Here is an 18,536-nt window from a genome sequence, read left to right as displayed (position 1 = left end):
TAAACTTATAAAACCTAGAGTTATAAATAAAGGTTTTTTGTTTGAAATTTTCATATCATATATATTTATTACCAATTATATATACATGACCCCATCGATGCACCACCAGCAAAGCTAGTTCCAATCATCGCACCCCAAGCGACCCATCCAACTGGTCCAGCGGCAGCAGCCATTACAGCCATTCCAATAGCCCAAGCTCCAGTCGCACATCCAAGTGTAAATCCTCCTGCTTCAATTTTTTCCATTTGATTTAATTCTAATGTTTTCATAATAAATTAAATTTAAGTTATACCATTCCATCCTATTAAACCTAAGAGCTATGAATGGCAATAGATCTTAAGTTTTTTCTGCAAAGTCATTAAAACTAGAAAACAGCTGTTTTTTGGAGGCCTCCATGAACTTCCAATAGCGGTGGAGCGTCTTTGCAAACCGCTCCAAAACCATGATCGTCCGTTCAAACATAAATAAAAAAAAACGATAACACCAAAATTATTTGAACATTAATTTTACATAACACACTGTTGATAAGTTTGTTGCGTTTATTGTAACCTGCCAGGCCGCATGTACGTTGGATAGTACGGGAAAACCGTAATGGATAACTTTTTTTAGTTGTTTTTTAACATTTGTTTTAAGAGGGTTTCTCGTTTTTTATGACTATATAAGGCTTCAAATGTGGTACATAGCGATACTTTTACGTTGTGGCCATACATCTCCAATCACAGTATCCTTACACGGCAAAACGTCGCGGTTAATGATCTATCGTTTAAAGCAAAAGTTATCTTAAACTGAAATGCCCTAAAAACAAAAAAAACCGAACAGCAGTGATTGCCATTCGGTTTGCAAAATTTCAAGAAGTTGTTCTGATTTGTATTAATCTCTATTACCAAAAACCTGCATCGCCCAATAAAGCAAAGAAGCCAATGCACCAATGGCAGCCACCAAATACGTTCTGGCAGCCCATTTAAGCGCATCTTCTGATCCTTGATATTCTTCTGGCGTCAACATGTTTTTTGCTTTTAACCAAGCTAACGCTCTGTTACTGGCATCATATTCTACTGGCAAAGTAATAAAGCTGAACAACGTTGCAAACCCCATAAACACCAAACCAGCAATCGCGATATAATAACCAAATCCAGCACCTGCAGCAGCACCAAGGACCAAACCACCGATAACCAACCACTGCGACATACCTGAAGTGACACTGACAATTGGCACTAATGCCGATCGCATTTTTAAAGCACTGTACGCTTGAGCATGTTGTACGGCATGGCCACACTCATGTGCGGCAACCGCAGCCGCAGCCGCATTGCGTTGGTTATAAACAGCTTCACTTAAATTAACAGTTTTATTTTGCGGATTATAATGATCGGTAAGTTGCCCTGGTACTGATATGACCTCAACATCACGTATGCCATTGTCGGCCAACATTTTTTCGGCAATTTCTTTTCCGCTCATTCCATTTCTTAAATGGATTTGTGAGTATTTTTTGAACTTGGATTTTAGTTGATTACTTACCAACCAACTAATTAGCGCAATTCCGCCAATTAACACCCAATATCCCATTCCTATTCCACCCATATTTTTTATTTTTTTAAATTTAAACAAATATTACAAAAATCAAGCCAATATAAGCTTATGAAATTTTGTCAGTTGTGCTATTAAATTACCCTACAATATTCACGATTTTACCTGGAACGATAATAACCTTTTTAGGTGTACGTCCACCCAAATTGGCTATTGTTTTTTCGTGTGCCATCACTGCTTTTTCGATAGCGTCACTGCTCAAATCCATTGGTAGCTCTAAGGTGAATTTCATTTTTCCGTTAAACGAAATTGGATAATTCTTAGTGTTTTCTACCAAATAACTAGCATCGAACTCAGGAAATGATGCGCTCGCAATAGAATCAGTATTACCTAATTGATGCCATAATTCTTCTGCAATATGAGGTGCGTATGGTGATAACAAAATCAAAAACGGCTCTAAAACAGCTTTACTTGTGCATTTTTGTGCGGTAAATTCGTTGACGGCAATCATAAAGGTTGAAACTGAAGTATTGAATGAAAAATGCTCAATATCCTCTTCAACCTTCTTAATGGTTTTATGAAGTGTTTTTAAATTTTCGCTTGAAGGTTCAGTATCGGTAATATTCAACCCTTGATCTCCCAAATACAATTTCCAAAGTTTTTTAAGAAACCCATGAACACCGGTAATTCCAGCCGTATTCCATGGTTTCGCCTGTTCTAATGGTCCAAGGAACATTTCGTATAATCTTAGACTATCCGCACCATATTGTTCGCAAATAGCATCAGGATTGACAACATTAAATTTGGATTTCGACATTTTATCCACCTCACGACCTACAATATATTTGCCATCTTCCAATATAAATTCGGCGGATTCAAAGTCAGGTCTCCAATTCTTAAAAGCTTCAATATCCATTTCGTCCGATGCATTTATAAAACTGACATCCACATGAATTTCTTGAACTTTATGATCGCCAACAAGATTTTTGGACACAAATGTTTGTGTTCCTTCAATACGATACACCAAAGCACTCATTCCCAAAATCATTCCTTGGTTAATCAGCTTTTTAAAAGGTTCTTCAGTATTAACAAATCCTCTGTCTTTTAAAAACTTCACCCAAAAACGCGAATACAACAAATGACCAGTGGCGTGCTCGCTTCCACCAATGTACAAATCGACATCTTTCCAATAATTTAAAGCGTCTTCACTAGCAAATACCTCATCATTATGCGCATCCATATATCTGAAAAAGTACCAAGAACTTCCCGCCCAACCCGGCATGGTATTCAATTCGAGAGGAAAAACGGTGACGTGGTCAATATTTTCATTTTTAACCACTTCACCATTTTTGGTGTCCCAAGCCCAAACATCGGCGCGGCCCAAAGGTGGTTCTCCGGTTTCGGTGGGCAAGTATTTTTCGACTTCCGGCAAAATAATTGGCAAGTATTTTTTGTCAATCATTTGCGGCATGCCATTCACATAATATACAGGAAAAGGCTCCCCCCAATAACGCTGACGAGAAAACACGGCATCGCGCAAACGGTAATTAATTTTTCCTTCACCTTGACCTAATTTCTCTAGTTCGGAAATGGCTTTTTTTGTCGCTTCTTTAAAATTTAATCCATTTAGAAAATCAGAATTAGTGATTACCACATTATCTTTGGAACTATAAGCTTCTTCTGAAATATCCACCCCTTCAAAAATATTAGGAATAGGAATATTGAAGTGTTTCGCAAAATCATAATCTCGCTGGTCGCCACAAGGCACAGACATAACCGCACCGGTCCCGTAGCCTGCCAATACATAATCGCCAATCCAAATAGGAATCGGTTTTTTGGTAAACGGATGTTCGGCATAAGCTCCAGTAAATGCGCCGGTAATCGTTTTGACATCCGACATGCGGTCGCGTTCACTGCGTTTTGCTGTGGCAGTAATATAGTTTTCAACTTCCTCTTTTTGTTCTGGAGTTGTTATTTGTCTTACTAAATCATGTTCTGGTGCTAAAACCATAAACGAAACTCCAAAAATGGTGTCAGGTCTTGTGGTGAAGACTTCTATACTTTGCGATTGCTTCGCTCCATTGGTTATGACTTTGAAGGAAACGGAAGCACCGACCGATTTTCCAATCCAGTTGCGCTGACTTTCTTTTAATGAATCTGTCCAATCAATTTGATCCAAACCTTGCAACAAGCGTTCGGCATAAGCAGAAATACGCATACTCCATTGGGTCATTTTTTTTCGGATTACCGGATGGCCACCGCGTTCAGAAAGGCCATTGATAATTTCGTCATTGGCCAACACGGTTCCTAAAGCTGGGCACCAATTAACTTCGGTCTCTGCCAAATACGTTAATCTATATTTAAGTAAAACTTCCTGTTTTTCTTTATCAGAAAATCCATTCCAATCGGAAGCTGAAAAAGAAGTCATATGATCATCACAAACAGCATTGACATTGGTATTACCTTCTGAAGAAAAAACAGCGACCAACGTTTCTATGGATTCGGCTTTATTTGTATCGTTATTATACCAAGACTCGAAAAGTTGGATAAAAATCCATTGGGTCCATTTGTAATAAGACGGATCAGAAGTACGCACTTCCCTGCTCCAATCAAATGAAAACCCGATGCGATCCAACTGACGCCGATAGGTATTAATATTTTCTTCTGTTGTCAAAGCAGGATGTTGTCCCGTTTGTATGGCGTATTGTTCGGCTGGCAAACCAAAACTGTCATAACCTTGCGGATGAAGTACATTAAAACCTTTATGACGTTTGTAGCGCGCAAAAATATCGCTGGCAATATAGCCTAGCGGATGTCCAACATGCAATCCCGCACCGCTTGGATAAGGAAACATGTCCAGTACATAATATTTTGGCAGATCGCTATTGTTTTTGGCTTTGAAGGTTTGGTTTTTGGCCCAATAGTCTTGCCATTTTTTCTCTATCTCGTTGAAATTGTAGTACATAAAACTTAGTATCATTGACATCTCGCAGAGCCGCAGAGGCGCAAGGCTTATTTTTTAAGAAGAAGGACTTAGTGTCTTAACGTCTTTGCGAAAATATTACAGACCGCAAATTTAAACTTATTATAACACTATTGAAATTTAAACGTTGTAAACCCTAAGAGAATAGATTTCTTTCATATTTTTACACCTTCAACTAAAATTGTTATGAGTTCATCTTTTGACAGATATCAAAAACGCAGGTTAATTTCATCCTACTTTTCAGTAGTTATCAGCATTGCTTTAGTATTGTTTTTACTGGGCTGCTTAGGATTATTGGTGTTAAATGCAAAAAAAGTAGCAGATCATTTTAAAGAACAAGTTGTAGTAACCATTTATTTGAACGATTCGGCAAAGGACATTGAAGTCAAACAGCTTGAAAAAACTTTGGCCATGTCGGAATATACCAAAAGTACCGAATATGTATCCAAAGAAGCGGCGGCAGAATCAATGAAAGCAGAAACCGGCGAGGACTTCATGGATTTTGTAGGCTATAATCCATTACAAAATTCTATTGACGTGCATTTAAAAGCTGATTTTGTTAATCTAGAAACTCTAGCTTCCATAACTGAAGAATTATCTAACAAAAAATTTATTGAAGAAATTCGGTATGACAATGATTTGGTAGAGTTGATGAATGATAATGTTAAAAAAATCACATTTTGGGTTTTGGTCATCAGCGGAGTTTTCACTTTGATTGCCGTTTTACTCATCAATAGTTCCATAAGATTGGCGGTATATTCCAAACGCTTTATCATCAAAACAATGCAAATGGTAGGTGCGACAAAATCGTTTATCCGCAGACCTTTTGTTTATCACAGTGTGAAATTGGGAATTATCGGAGCTTTTATTGCATTAATAGGAATGGGGGTTGTACTCTATTATCTCGACCAAACCTTTAACGAATTACATCTGCTTGATAATCCAATTTTAATTGGTGGTTTGTTTGTCGTCATTTTCCTTTTAGGAATCCTCATCACTTGGATAAGCACTTTTATTGCTACCCAACGTTTCCTGAATTTAAAAACAGACGCTTTATATTACTAAATCGAAAAACTAAGATCAACCAGTCAACTTCTTTTATGAGATCTTTTAATGAACAGTTGATTTGGAAAAAACATTCATCACAAAAACTCCGGCAACAATTAAAGCAATACCTATAATTGCTGGCCAATCTAAGGTTTGTTTAAATACAATTACCGAAATTAGTGCTGTTAATACTATACCCAATCCACCCCAAATGGCATACGCTATTCCTAATGGGACGACTTTTAGAGATTGTGAGAAAAAGTAGAAACAAGCCACATAAGCGATGATCGTAATGAGTGTTGGTACGAGTTTAGAAAACCCATCAGAGGCTTGCATAAAACTTGTTCCTATAACTTCGAGAACGATGGCTATTGCTAGATATAGATATTTCATTTTCTTAAGACTTAATTAATCCACAACAATACTAAAGATGTTTGGAATCTTTTTTAAGTGGCAAAATTACATTTATTTCATCTCTGAGTTTAGAGTTTTTTTTTTACAAATGTTTAAACCTTATAATCGAAACACTAAAAATTCACTTTTACACTTTTAGGCTCAAAAACCGTTAAAACAATGTATTTAACCTCTAAAACTCATTCTTAAAACTGTTGAAAACACCTTAAAAATCCAACTATTTACATACTATTAACTAAAAGTTTTAAATAAAGCCGTTAATTTGCAACCTATTATAATTTCAATCATCATGGGAGAGAAAAAGCGTAAAGAAAATATTGACAATAACTTTATTTTTGGAAGAAAAAATTACAAATTTATGCTCATTGGACTGGGCGTTATCGCACTCGGGTTCATATTAATGTCAGGTGGCGGAAGTGATGATCCCAATGTTTTTAACCCGGAAATCTTTAGCTGGCGACGCATTCGTTTAGCACCAACTTTAGTATTAATTGGCTTTGGCATTCAAGTGTATGCTATTTTACTGAATCCTAATAAAGACGAAACTCCAAAATCTTAAATTCCAAAATTAACCTGTTAGATTCTAAGAATTTATCTTTTGATACTTAGAGTTTCTTTCAAAACAAATATAGCTTTTCCCTTATGGATTTAATTGAAGCCATTATTTTGGCAATTATTGAAGGACTTACCGAATATTTACCGATTTCTTCAACGGCGCACATGGGTTTTTCAGCCGCCTTAATGGGCTTACCTGAAAGCGAGTTTTTAAAAATGTTTCAGGTTTCCATTCAGTTTGGTGCTATTTTATCGGTGGTTGTTTTATATTGGAAAAAGTTTTTTGATTTTTCAAATCTCAACTTTTATCTCAAATTAGTTATTGCCGTACTTCCTGCCCTAGTTTTAGGTTACTTATTTGATGATGCCATCGAATCGGTTTTAGGAAATCAAATTGCAATTTCAAGCGTATTGATATTGGGTGGCGTGGTATTGATATTTGCCGATAAATGGTTTCAAAATCCAAAAATTCTAGACGAAAAAGACATCCCAATTAAAAAAGCACTCGCCATTGGTTTTTGGCAATGTTTGGCCATGATGCCTGGCACGAGCCGATCTGCAGCATCGATTATTGGCGGAATGTCGCAAGGATTGAGCAGAAAGGCTTCAGCCGAATTTTCGTTTTTCTTAGCCGTACCAACCATGGCAGCAGTAACCGTATACTCCATTTTTGTAAAAACCTGGGGAAAAGGAACCCTAAATGAAATGAAAGGTTACGAAATGATTTTACAAGATCAACATCACATCATGCTTTTTTTACTTGGCAATGTTGTTGCATTTGTTATTGCCATGATTGCTATAAAATTTTTCATTGCCGTGCTAACTAAATTTGGCTTTAAAGCTTGGGGCTGGTATCGTATTGTGATTGGCATCGTCTTATTGGTGTATTTCTGGAACACTCCAAAAAACGAAATCCAGAATCAAAATATCTCAGAAATAACCATGATACAACATTCTACAAATGATTAAAGTAGAAGATTTTCAGGAAGGAAAAGTTCTTTTAATTGATAAACCCTTGCATTGGACGTCTTTCCAAGTGGTCAATAAATTGCGCTGGGAAATACGTCGTGCTTTCAAAATCAAAAAAATAAAAGTAGGCCACGCTGGTACTTTAGATCCGTTGGCAACAGGTTTGTTAGTGATCTGTACTGGTAAAATGACCAAAAATATTGATACTTTTCAAGCACAAATCAAAGAATATACAGGCACTTTTGTTTTAGGAAGCACAACGCCATCCTATGACTTAGAAACCGAAATAGACCATACTTTTCCTACAGAACATTTAACAGAAGTATTAATCCGCAATGCGACATCGCAATTTATTGGTGAGATTTCACAATTTCCACCAGTATTTTCGGCCTTGAAAAAAGATGGCAAACGCCTGTATGAATTTGCAAGAGCTGGTGAAGCAGTCGATATTCCATCACGACAAGTTCATATTTCAACCTTTGAAATCACTCGGATTAACAACTTGGAAGTCGATTTTAGAGTAGTTTGTAGCAAAGGCACATACATCCGTTCGTTGGCCAATGATTTTGGAAAAGCCCTTAATTCTGGCGCACATTTATCGGTCCTAAGACGCACTAAAATTGGTGATTTTGACGTTAAAAATGCCGTAGGCGTTGAGGAGTTCATCAAATCACTTCCTTCGGAATAGCTTCTGATAAAACAAAGATTATTGATATAGTTTTTATGACAAACAATAATCATGAGTTGAATTTCGTGCAATTTTCATCCAATTCATGCTGATTTAAACTTTTTTGCTTAATTTGTCATATATATTAATGCCCTAAACCTTAAAACCTACGACACTTTTGGAATTCATAGATAAACATAAAGCTTTAATAATTACTGTTCTGATCAGTGGCACTGTGGTGCTTGCGCTGTTTGCGCTTGGCATCAAACAACAGAGCCAAGCCATGGCCGAAAGCTATTATGAACTACCGCCGCCACTTACACCCGAAGAACAAAAACTACTTGAGGAACTGGCTTTGAATGATCCTAACATTTCAGAAACCAATCAAGCTTATAACTCCGAAAATGAGTTTAAGGAAATGATGAAAAATTTCAAATCCGTCAGTGCTGATGATTTCGATAAACATGCCAAACAAACAGAAACTGAAGACACAGAAACTCAAGAAGAAGTGACAGATGTTCAAAATAATACCTCAACCGAAGATTATTCCTTGAATGAAAATGAATTGTCTTCGTATAGCAAAATCAACAATGTGATTGCGATGCGTTCGGCAGAAAAACGGAAATCGGCAAAATCTAATGGTGACAACTCCACCAATAGCTTAGCCAACAATTATTCTGCAAACACCAATAGCAGTGTTTCCTACAGTCTGGTCAACCGAAAAGACCGGCATTTACCACCACCCGTTTATCTTTGCGAAGAGGGCGGGAAAATCGTTATCAACATTACCGTAAATGCTACAGGAGAGGTGATTAATGCATATGTTAATAATTCTTCCAACTCAAAAAACGCTTGTTTAATTGAAAGTGCTTTGAAATATGCCAACGAAGCGCGTTTTAGTCCAGATGCGTCCAAAAATCAACAAATAGGTTCTATTACCTATTATTTTAAAGGAAAAAACTAAAAAAGTGCCTTCTTTATTTTAAAAATCTAGAAGGCACCTTTAATTATATCTTGTACTTTATCCGTTATTTTTCTAAAGCCCTAAAAGACGTAACAAATCTGCAATCGTGTTTTGGCCTTTATCCTTATTGTACCAAGCTTGTAAGGTTTCTTTAAATTCTGGGGTTAAGCTTCCGTGTTCTGCTTTATAATCCTCAACCAATTGCGTTGCTGCCGTTGGTCTTGGTCCAAAAGTATTCATAACTTCTCCTGTTATATTATCGATCATAATTAACTTCGGAATCGATTTTCCACCATTGGTCAAAAACTGTTGCATAAGCGCATCGTTATCATCGCGCAATACCATTCTTAAAGTAATATTAGGATTTAACTCGGCTACCTTATGGATTACCGGCGTTACGTGCGCAGCATCACCGCACCAACTTTCGGTAAGCACTAACCAGGTAATATCTCCTCTAAATGACGCTATTTTTTGCTGAGTTTCATCAGAAACTTTAAGCGTTTTATCCCAACGCTTCATACGTTGTTCGTTTAATGCGGTATAAGCAACAATTTCTTCACTTTTATCTAATCCGGTAGTAGATTGTGTAGCTACCAATTCGGCCATTAGCGCTCTGTATTCTTGGTAAGACATGCTATTATTCAAGCCTTCATGAAGTATATTTTCTAATTTGTTGTGTTCAAGTGTGTTCATAATGGTTATTTTATGCAAAAATAACCATATTTTATGTCATATTGTGTAACAGTTATTACTTTAGTAACTGAATTACAAAAGCCTCTAAAAATGGAAAAACACAGATGTAGTTGGTGCTTAGGCGATGCGCTTTATGAACAGTATCACGATACTGAATGGGGCGTTCCCGTTAAGGATGATCCCCTTCTTTTTGAGTTTTTGATTTTGGAAACTTTTCAAGCTGGATTAAGCTGGATTACCATTTTACGCAAGCGAGAAAACTTCAGGGCTGCCTTTGATCAATTTGATTATAAAAAAATAGCAACCTACAAACAGGGTAAAATTGATGCGCTACTTCAGGATTCTGGAATTATCAGAAACAAACTAAAAATCCATGCGGCAATTACCAATGCCCAAGCATTTATGAAAGTGCAAGACGAATTTGGTTCCTTTTCAAATTACCTGTGGAAATTTGTTGATGGAAAACCTATAAAAAACAAAGTCAAAAACTATAAAGACGCACCGCCAACAACCGCATTAAGTGATGCGATAAGCAAAGACCTAAAAAAGAGAGGATTTAAATTTGTTGGTTCCACCGTTGTTTATGCAAAAATGCAAGCTGTAGGCATGGTCAACGATCATGAGGTGGATTGTTTTAGGTATAGCGAAGTTTAATAAATGCCTAAAAACGCGCTTTCAAATATCTCAAAAACTCATCTCTCTCAATTTCTTCAGCACCCAAACTCTCCAAATGATTGGTATAAACCTGACAATCGATGAGCTTGTAATTAGTGTTTTGGATAAAGCTGATAAAACCTACTTTGCTGGCATTACTTACTTTGGCAAACATGCTTTCACCACAAAATACGCCATTGCCCAAATCAATGCCATACAAACCACCGACCAATTGTTCATTTTGCCAAACCTCAACAGATTTTGCATAACCCAAATGATGCAATTTTGTGTAAGCATCAATCATATTTTTGGTAATCCACGTTCCTTTTTGCCCAATACGTTTTGCTTTTGAACATGCTTGGATTACGGCTTCAAAATCGGTATTGAGCGTCACTTTAAATTCCTCGTTTTTAAGAACTTTAGCCATACTTTTTGAAACTTTTATCTGTTCGGGAAATAGTACAAATCTCGGGTTTGGACACCACCATAAAATCCAATCCTGATCGTCATTAAACCAAGGAAAAACACCTGTTTTATAGGCCAAAAGCAATCGTTCAACCGACAAATCACCGCCAATAGCCAAAAGCCCATCGGGTTCAGCTTGATCGGGATTGGGAAATTCAATTTTGTCCGTAAGAAAAATCATTGATCTTCAATTTTCAGTGCTAAATATGACAAAAAAAACCTCAATGTTATCAACATCGAGGTTCTTTTATAAAGATTCTACTTTTTACATTTAGATAGATTAAATGCAAACAGCAAAAAAATCGGTAATTTAGAATGGTAAATCGTCGTGATCATCCTGATTCAAATCATTGGCCGGTTGAAATGCCTGAGCTGGCGCAACTGGTGGCATACCTCCAGATACACTTCCATCTAAGCTCTCAATACGCCATCCTTGAATAGAGTTAAAGTATTTAGTTTCGCCTTGTGGATTTATCCATTCTCTTCCTCTCAAATTAATGCCCATTTTCACATTTTGACCAACCTGATAATTATTTAGCAATTCTGTCTTATCCTGTACGAACTCAACCATAATATGTTGAGGGTATTGCTCTTCGGTGGTAACTACCACTTCTCTTTTTCTGAACCCATTATTTCCAAAAGTTTGGGTATCTCCTATCATTTTGATTTTTCCTTGTACTTCCATTTCACTAATTATTTAATATTTCGTATTACTATTATTTATTCTAACTGCTTTTGACCATGTGCATTACGAAAGTAACAATTTCCAAGCACTCTCTACATCGCCATAACTCAAATAGTTTCTGGCTATTTTATGCTTTTCGCGATGGGTCATTTCTTTTATATTAGCGTGGCGCTCACTAATGTTTTTAACAAACTCGGCAATGCTCTCAGCAGTTGGCAAAACTTCAACATTGCCCAACATGCCTAAATCATTTCCTGTAAAAATCATGCTATTCTTGATCTCATCGGGCATGGCATCAATTCCAATTCCGTGAGTCCTCAAAGGTTTTGGGATCTGAAAAAAGCCAGACTTAGCACGACTATAATAGTCGCCACCAGCGCGTGCCACCAAATCAAGTTTTTCTTGATCAATACCTTGATCATCATCCAAGACTTCTTTAGAAATATGCATTTTTACGACTTCGCAAATCACCAAATTCCCAGCGCCACCTTCAGTTCCCAGTTTAATGATATTATTTACCTTACATTCCAGTTGAATTGGAGATTCGGCAACTCTAAATGGCTTTACGATATCCGATTTTAACATGGTCAAACCTGCTTTATCAAATTCGTTCACATCCTTTGGATATTCTGTACTACTTAAGGAAGCCTGGTAAACAAGATCATAATTCACCATATTAATCACAACCTCCTTGGTTGCTTCAACATTTAGCAACGTATGCTTTACAGTATTATCTCGAACCCTTCGTGCTGGAGAAAAAATGAGGATGGGCGGATTTGCACTAAACACATTAAAAAAACTAAATGGTGATAAATTGGGGTTTCCATCAACATCTATAGTACTCGCAAAAGCAATTGGCCTTGGCGACACAGCACTCAACAAATAACCATGCAGCCTACCTGTAGTCAGGTCCTTAGGATCAAAACTTAACATCTATAAAACAATTAATTGCAAAGGTAACGATATTGACAAACGTACAAAATGATTTATAGCAAGAATCAGACAATAATATTAACATAATAGCATTATATTTAAAACTACAAATGTATTGATGCGTTACGCTATGAACCGAAATATTTTACGGTGGACTCTTATCACTTCATCTTTCATTATTATTTCTTTAATTTTATGGAATACTTATATTTTTTTCCAACATTTTAAAGCTGAAGAACGCATCAAAATGCAAAATTGGTCATTTGCACAATCGGAACTACTCAAATCCGAAACCAATGAAAATGTCGATCTCACCCTCAAAATATTAGAAAGCAACCATACCACACCGATGTTGGCCATTAATAAGGACGGAAGTTTAGGCACATTCAAAAATATTGATAAGAAGAAGGTAAACAGTCCGCTCTCTGTCAAAAATCTTATTGCCGAATTTGAAAATGAAAACAAGCCCATTGAGGTGTATTATAATAATGAAATTTATTATACCATATATTATGGTAATTCATCATTAATCAATAAACTCAAATACTATCCGTTGGCATTGTTGCTTATTATTGTGCTATTTGCCGCTGTGGTCTATTTTTTCTACCGCAGTTCAAAGATTGCAGAACAGAACAAACTTTGGACCGGAATGGCCAAAGAAACCGCCCATCAAATAGGAACACCATTATCGTCATTAATTGGATGGACTGAAATTTTACGTTCTGAAGAAGTCAATCAATCCTATCTCGAAGAAATGGAAAAAGACATTCAGCGCCTGCAGACCATCACCGATCGTTTTAGCAAAATTGGCTCAATACCAACACTCGAAAAAGCAGATATCGTTGAAGAAACCAAAGCATCTTATGATTATTTAAAAGCGCGCTCCAGCAAGTTGATTGATTTTGAAATTCAAGCTCCCGATCATCCTATTTATGTACTCTTGAACAAACAACTTTATAGTTGGACCATTGAAAACCTGGTCAAAAACGCCATTGATGCCATGAAAGGTCGTGGCCATCTCAAAGTCACGCTCACCAAAAGTAACAAACAAGTTAAGATAACCGTGACCGACACTGGAAAAGGGCTTCCAAAAAGCTTGTCACATAAAATTTTTGAACCAGGTTTTACAAGTAAAAAACGTGGCTGGGGCTTGGGACTTTCGCTCTCAAAACGTATTGTTGAAGATTATCACAATGGCAAGATAAAAGTTTTGCATTCTGAAATTGGTAAAGGTACAAGCATGCAAATTACCTTGAAATTATTTTCAGAAACCTAACTTATAAGCGGTCCGAAATCTGTTTTGCAATCGCTTCAAACTCTTCTTTATCCATCTTCACCTTCGTCGTAAAACGGATATCATCCATAGTATGCAACGGAATTAAATGCACATGTACATGCGGCACTTCCAAGCCCACGACTGACATGCCGACTCGTTTACAAGGCACTGCTTTTTTTAATGCAATGGCCACACTTCTTGAAAACTCCATTAATCCGATATAGGTGTTTTGGTCCAAATCAAAAAGCTGATCGACTTCTACCTTAGGAATACAGAGCGTATGACCTTGGGTATTGGGATTAACATCCAAAAACGCCAAAAAATCCTTGGTTTCCGCAACTTTGTAACATGGTATTTCACCATTAACTATTTTTGTAAATATTGATGCCATTTGAAGAGTATTATCTGTTATCGATTGATGGGTTTAAATATAAAACAAAAATTCCTGTTAGAATTGATCTCAACAGGAATGTTATATTTTAATGTTTAGAAGCTGAAAACTTACTCTCTCGTAATTTCCAAAATTTCGAATTTAAGAACACCATTGGGTACTTGAATATCGGCAATTTCACCAACCGTTTTTCCCAAAAGTCCTTTGCCAATAGGCGAATTGACAGAAATTTTCCCTGATGCCAAATCCGCTTCACGGTCCGCAACCAAAGTATAGGTCATTTCCATCCCATTGGTTTGGTTTTTTATTTTAACCGTCGATAACACCAAGGCTTTGGTGCTGTCTAGTTGTGATTCATCAATTAAACGCGCATTTGAAAGCATGGCTTCAAGCTTGGAGATTTTCATTTCCAACATGCCTTGCGCCTCTTTTGCGGCATCATATTCGGCATTTTCACTCAAATCGCCCTTATCTCTGGCTTCACCAATGGCTCGGGATGCTCTTGGGCGTTCTACATCTTTTAAATGATTGAGTTCATCCCTCAATTTTTTAAGACCCTCTGCAGTGTAATAAGATACTTTAGTCATAATTTCTTCGTTTTACTATATACAAAATATGCTGAATCTCTCTTTTAGAGAACAGCATAAAAAAAATCCCGTGAGAACGAGATATAAAACAAATATACAAAATATTTATATCAACTTTGGGATTGTTGTAAATTGCAACTCAATTTATATATAATGAAGCATTTTTTTTTATTGATAAGCCTAGTCTTCTTAACTGCCTGTAGCAGAAATAATAGTGATGAGAATTGCAAATTTCTGGTCAATGCAAGAGTGGATGCTACAATCAACATGAATTTACCGCAATACAACCAATTGCAATTTACCAGCAATTCGATTTATATAGCCAATCAGGGCAACAAAGGCGTTATTGTGATGAATACCGGAAGTGGTTTTCGCGCTTGGGATGCCGCCGACCCCAATCATGAACAGACCAATTGCTCATTACTTACAATAAATGGCGCCAACGCAGTTTGTGGTTGCGTTGACGCCAATACTTATAGTTTATTTACCGGAGGTTCTGTGGGCACGCCTCAATTACGCTGCGGTCTTAAAGAATACCGTGTATCCCGATCTGGAAACACGCTTATAGTGACCAATTAAAATTTTAAGGTCGCTCCAATCAAAAAGTTGGTTGTTGCCTGCGGGAAGTAGCCAGCACCTTCAATAGTGGTAACTTTGTTCGGATCGGTCCAATCGTCATCATAAGTGTAGTAAAAACCATTGGAGATATATTTCTCATTGAAAATATTATTGACCAATCCAGAAAACAATATCGATTTGATAAAGGATTTTTTCTGAGGATCGTTATTAGATTCAAAATTCAATTCATAAGTCACATTCAAATCATTAATAAAATAAGACTTCAATTTAGATGCTTTAGAATCGGTATTTCCCATATACTGTTCGCCAACATATTTACTCAATAAACTGATTTGAAAATGTGTTTTTGGTTGAAACACCAAGGCATTTGAAGCAATTAAATTAGGCGAAAATGAAATATTGGTCTTACCCAGATCAACCATTTGACCATCGCGCTCTATCACCGTATTTTTCGTTTTATTAGAACTGATGGTAACGCTTGGTTGAAGTTGCCATTGTGGTGCAAATTTCCACGCAGCTTCAAGCTCTAGACCTAATCTATAACTTTCGCCACTATTTGCACGTATCGGATTTCCTGTAGTATCCAATTGGCCCGTTAGCACCAGTTGTTCATTATAATGCATATAATAGGCATTGGTATGCAATCTAAAATTTGATGAATCAAAACGCCATCCCAATTCAAAATCATTCAATTGTTCCGGTTTGACATCCTTATTATTTTGAAAATCCTTACGGCTCGGCTCACGATTGGCTCTTGCATATGAAAAATATAGGGCATTTACAGGATTAAACTGATAGGTCAGTCCGGCTTTTGGATTAAAGAAATTATAAGTTTCATCAATTTCCATTAAAACCACATCTGAATTTGTCCCAGTTGTTTTGTAAGCGACATTACGGTATTGCAAATCACCATAAAAACTCAATTGCTCATCTAGTTGATAAGTGGCTTTGGCAAAAGTACTGGCATCGGTTTTCTTTCCATTACCATCATAATAGCGATGGCCTTTAGGTGAATTTCCAGCATATTGCGCCCAAATAACTTCTCCAATATGATCGCCATCATAGGTGCTTAACGATGTCCCGAAAGTTAAATTAAGGTTCTCATTTTTATAATTGGCATTGGCATTTAACACATAAAAATGATTATCTAACCATCTACGACGCACCAAATCACTTAGTTTGATGGTTTCACCACCCAATTCGATGTTTTCCATACCATAATTTACCAGTTTTTGATCTTCTTTATACTGCTCAAAAAAACCTAACCCACGGGTATAGTTCAAACCTAGAGTAGTTGACCAACGGTTATTTAAACGCTCGTTCCAATGCAATTGGTAATGATCTTGCTTATAATCGTCAATTTCATTGTCATAAAACTGAATATTTCCATCAGCGTCGGTGTACATTCCGGCAGTATTAAAGGTGCGGTCATTTTCCAAAAGATCTAAATCTTCCAATCCGTTCCATGCTTGATAGGTGATTTCCTGACCTCCAAAAACCACAGCTTTTATAAATCGGTTGTCATCCACGTAAGCACCTTGCAAAAAATACGATTTTAAGTCAGATGAAGCACGATCAATATAGCCATCCGATTTAATGTTTGACAAACGTCCTGAAAATTCGAAATGGTCATTCAAACGTCCTGTACTGAATTTAACAGTATGCTTACGTGTATTGTAACTTCCAAAGCTATTGGCAATTTCGGCACTGGCATCATTAGAAACACCTTCCGTCAACACATTGATACTCGCACCAAAAGCACCCGAACCGTTGGTTGATGTCCCAACACCACGCTGCAATTGCATGCTTTGGGTGGAAGACGCAAAATCACTGAGATTCACCCAAAATGTCCCCATGGATTCGGCATCGTTAAACGGAATTCCATTAATCGTAATGTTGGTGGATTGCGCATTAATTCCACGCACCCTAATACCCGTATAACCCACGCCAGCACCAGCGTCAGTTGTGGTAACTACCGAAGGCAAGAAATTTAAAAGCATAGGGATATCCTGACCCAAATTGCGTTTTTCCAAGTCTTCTTTAGAAATATTAGAATGCGTAATTGGCGAATTTGAACCGACGCGAACCGCATTAACCAACACCTCATCCAGCACTTCGGTATTTTCGTTAATGAGAACGTCCAATACTAAATCTGAAGTAAGATTGAAGGTCTTTTCGATAGGTGATGCTGTCAAATATCTAAACTCTAAAGTATGTGTTCCTTTGGGCAATTCTAAAGAATAATCACCATTAATATCTGTCTGTGCCCATGTTTTACCAGACTTCAATTGAATGCTCACACCAGCAAGCGGTTCAGCATTTTGTTGGGTGACGCGACCAGATACACGATAGTTTTGCGCAAAAGTCGTAAAGCTAAACGAAAGCGAAATAATAAATAAAATAAGTTTTAAAGATGGTTTGAATCGACTCTGAGCCGATTGGTTTGTGAATAAAGATTTCATTCGAATAAAAAATTTTAGACGAATAAAAAGAGGTAATTATTCTTTGTTAGTAATTTGTTGGTTATTTATTTCTACAACGTCTTCCGGACGACGAATTTGACATAAATAACACTAATTGGCGCTTATCGCCTTTTCCTAAACAGCATTACCTGTTCTAGGTTCAATGGGTATGATCTCAGCCAAAAAAATTGTAGATTTTTGAATTCTGATTGTAGATTTTTGAACTTATATTTCGTCAATCATCAATCGTCGCCCATCAATCTGCAATCAATCGAGCACCCCTTTTTTGAGAACGGTGCAAAGATAGGAATCAATTAAGAATTTAAAAGTAAGAATGGATAAATTTTTAATTGATAGAAATTGAGACTGAAAACTGAGACTAAAAAACTCTCGCAAAGTCGCCAAGTCGCAGAGGTTAATTGGTGAATTATATACAATTCGTGTAATTCGTGTCCAAAAAAACTCTGTGAATCTCAGCGCAATCTCAGCGCAACTCCGTGAAATAACTCTTGCAAAAACGCCAAGTCGCCGAGGTTAATTGGTGCATTATATTCAATTCGTGTAATTCGTGTCCAAAAAAACTCTGTGAATCTCAGCGCAACTCCGTGAAATAACGCTCGCAAAAAACGCCAAGTCGCAGAAGTTAATTGGTGAATTATATACAATTCGTGTAATTCGTGTCCAAAAA

The 18,536-nt window shown here is 36.9% G+C and carries 19 protein-coding genes; 8 read left to right on the top strand and 11 right to left on the bottom strand.

What is annotated here, in order from left to right:
* Nucleotides 1-68: 68 nt before the first annotated feature.
* The 3 genes from VNJ50_RS00095 to leuS form a co-directional block, all read right to left on the bottom strand.
* Nucleotides 69-269 (bottom strand): hypothetical protein, encoded by a 201-nt coding sequence (locus VNJ50_RS00095; RefSeq protein ID WP_325577863.1) that lies wholly within the window; start codon nt 267-269, stop codon nt 69-71.
* A gap of 601 nt (nt 270-870) precedes the next feature.
* Nucleotides 871-1,563 (bottom strand): zinc metallopeptidase, encoded by a 693-nt coding sequence (locus VNJ50_RS00090; RefSeq protein WP_325577867.1) that lies wholly within the window; start codon nt 1,561-1,563, stop codon nt 871-873.
* A gap of 100 nt (nt 1,564-1,663) precedes the next feature.
* Complete coding sequence (leuS, locus tag VNJ50_RS00085) at nt 1,664-4,489, bottom strand: leucine--tRNA ligase (RefSeq protein ID WP_325577862.1); 2,826 nt, start codon at nt 4,487-4,489, stop codon at nt 1,664-1,666.
* Nucleotides 4,490-4,693: 204 nt separating this feature from the next.
* Here leuS and VNJ50_RS00080 point away from each other — a divergent pair, with 204 nt between their 5' ends.
* Nucleotides 4,694-5,572, top strand: coding sequence for a cell division protein FtsX (locus VNJ50_RS00080; protein WP_325577860.1), 879 nt, complete (start codon nt 4,694-4,696; stop codon nt 5,570-5,572).
* Between the two features lie 45 nt (nt 5,573-5,617).
* Here VNJ50_RS00080 and VNJ50_RS00075 read toward each other — a convergent pair whose 3' ends face one another.
* Complete coding sequence (locus VNJ50_RS00075) at nt 5,618-5,947, bottom strand: multidrug efflux SMR transporter (RefSeq protein WP_325577858.1); 330 nt, start codon at nt 5,945-5,947, stop codon at nt 5,618-5,620.
* Nucleotides 5,948-6,257: 310 nt separating this feature from the next.
* On the opposite strand from VNJ50_RS00075, the gene VNJ50_RS00070 reads away from it, so the two are divergent.
* The 4 genes from VNJ50_RS00070 (at nt 6,258) to VNJ50_RS00055 (ending at nt 9,123) form a co-directional block, all read left to right on the top strand.
* A complete protein-coding gene (locus tag VNJ50_RS00070) occupies nt 6,258-6,527 on the top strand; it encodes a DUF3098 domain-containing protein (RefSeq protein WP_325577865.1) in 270 nt (89 codons plus the stop codon).
* A gap of 83 nt (nt 6,528-6,610) precedes the next feature.
* Nucleotides 6,611-7,492, top strand: a complete 882-nt coding sequence (locus VNJ50_RS00065) for an undecaprenyl-diphosphate phosphatase (protein ID WP_325577855.1) — start codon at nt 6,611-6,613, stop codon at nt 7,490-7,492.
* Nucleotides 7,485-8,180 (top strand): tRNA pseudouridine(55) synthase TruB, encoded by a 696-nt coding sequence (gene truB / locus VNJ50_RS00060; protein ID WP_325577853.1) that lies wholly within the window; start codon nt 7,485-7,487, stop codon nt 8,178-8,180. Before VNJ50_RS00065 ends, truB begins: the two co-directional genes overlap by 8 nt.
* 157 nt (nt 8,181-8,337) lie before the next feature.
* Nucleotides 8,338-9,123 carry an energy transducer TonB gene (locus tag VNJ50_RS00055; RefSeq protein WP_325577851.1) on the top strand — a complete coding sequence of 262 codons (786 nt, stop codon included), beginning with the start codon at nt 8,338-8,340 and terminating at the stop codon, nt 9,121-9,123.
* 72 nt (nt 9,124-9,195) lie between these two features.
* On the opposite strand, the gene VNJ50_RS00050 is transcribed toward VNJ50_RS00055, so the two are convergent.
* Nucleotides 9,196-9,816, bottom strand: coding sequence for a thioredoxin family protein (locus tag VNJ50_RS00050; protein WP_325577849.1), 621 nt, complete (start codon nt 9,814-9,816; stop codon nt 9,196-9,198).
* A gap of 90 nt (nt 9,817-9,906) precedes the next feature.
* Between VNJ50_RS00050 and VNJ50_RS00045 the strand changes: the two genes are divergently transcribed.
* Nucleotides 9,907-10,470 (top strand): DNA-3-methyladenine glycosylase I, encoded by a 564-nt coding sequence (locus VNJ50_RS00045; RefSeq protein ID WP_325577847.1) that lies wholly within the window; start codon nt 9,907-9,909, stop codon nt 10,468-10,470.
* Between the two features lie 7 nt (nt 10,471-10,477).
* Here the strand turns inward: VNJ50_RS00045 and aat are convergent, their stop codons facing one another.
* The 3 genes from aat to VNJ50_RS00030 form a co-directional block, all read right to left on the bottom strand.
* On the bottom strand, nt 10,478-11,116 hold the full coding sequence (gene aat, locus VNJ50_RS00040) for a leucyl/phenylalanyl-tRNA--protein transferase (protein WP_325577845.1): 639 nt from the start codon (nt 11,114-11,116) through the stop codon (nt 10,478-10,480).
* Nucleotides 11,117-11,245: 129 nt separating this feature from the next.
* A complete protein-coding gene (locus tag VNJ50_RS00035; RefSeq protein ID WP_325577843.1) occupies nt 11,246-11,620 on the bottom strand; it encodes a DUF3127 domain-containing protein in 375 nt (124 codons plus the stop codon).
* 63 nt (nt 11,621-11,683) lie between these two features.
* Nucleotides 11,684-12,553 (bottom strand): flavin reductase family protein, encoded by an 870-nt coding sequence (locus tag VNJ50_RS00030; protein ID WP_325577841.1) that lies wholly within the window; start codon nt 12,551-12,553, stop codon nt 11,684-11,686.
* A gap of 118 nt (nt 12,554-12,671) precedes the next feature.
* Here VNJ50_RS00030 and VNJ50_RS00025 point away from each other — a divergent pair, with 118 nt between their 5' ends.
* Nucleotides 12,672-13,829 carry a HAMP domain-containing sensor histidine kinase gene (locus VNJ50_RS00025; protein WP_325577839.1) on the top strand — a complete coding sequence of 386 codons (1,158 nt, stop codon included), beginning with the start codon at nt 12,672-12,674 and terminating at the stop codon, nt 13,827-13,829.
* Nucleotide 13,830: 1 nt separating this feature from the next.
* On the opposite strand, the gene VNJ50_RS00020 is transcribed toward VNJ50_RS00025, so the two are convergent.
* Together VNJ50_RS00020 and greA are read right to left on the bottom strand one after the other, a co-directional pair.
* The gene (locus VNJ50_RS00020; protein ID WP_325577837.1) at nt 13,831-14,220 is read right to left on the bottom strand and encodes an HIT family protein; all 390 of its coding nucleotides are present in this window, start codon (nt 14,218-14,220) and stop codon (nt 13,831-13,833) included.
* 110 nt (nt 14,221-14,330) lie between these two features.
* Nucleotides 14,331-14,807 carry a transcription elongation factor GreA gene (gene greA, locus VNJ50_RS00015; RefSeq protein WP_325577835.1) on the bottom strand — a complete coding sequence of 159 codons (477 nt, stop codon included), beginning with the start codon at nt 14,805-14,807 and terminating at the stop codon, nt 14,331-14,333.
* Nucleotides 14,808-14,960: 153 nt separating this feature from the next.
* Here greA and VNJ50_RS00010 point away from each other — a divergent pair, with 153 nt between their 5' ends.
* Nucleotides 14,961-15,386: a hypothetical protein gene (locus VNJ50_RS00010; RefSeq protein ID WP_325577833.1), complete on the top strand. Its 426-nt coding sequence runs from the start codon at nt 14,961-14,963 to the stop codon at nt 15,384-15,386.
* Here the strand turns inward: VNJ50_RS00010 and VNJ50_RS00005 are convergent.
* A complete protein-coding gene (locus tag VNJ50_RS00005) occupies nt 15,383-17,848 on the bottom strand; it encodes a TonB-dependent receptor (protein WP_325577831.1) in 2,466 nt (821 codons plus the stop codon). The two genes, VNJ50_RS00010 and VNJ50_RS00005, sit on opposite strands and share 4 nt — an antisense overlap.
* Between the last annotated feature and the right edge of the window lie 688 nt (nt 17,849-18,536).

The sequence above is a fragment of the Gelidibacter sp. genome (genome assembly GCF_035577925.1).
Classification (GTDB): domain Bacteria; phylum Bacteroidota; class Bacteroidia; order Flavobacteriales; family Flavobacteriaceae; genus Gelidibacter.
This window is presented reverse-complemented; position numbering and strand designations above follow the sequence as displayed.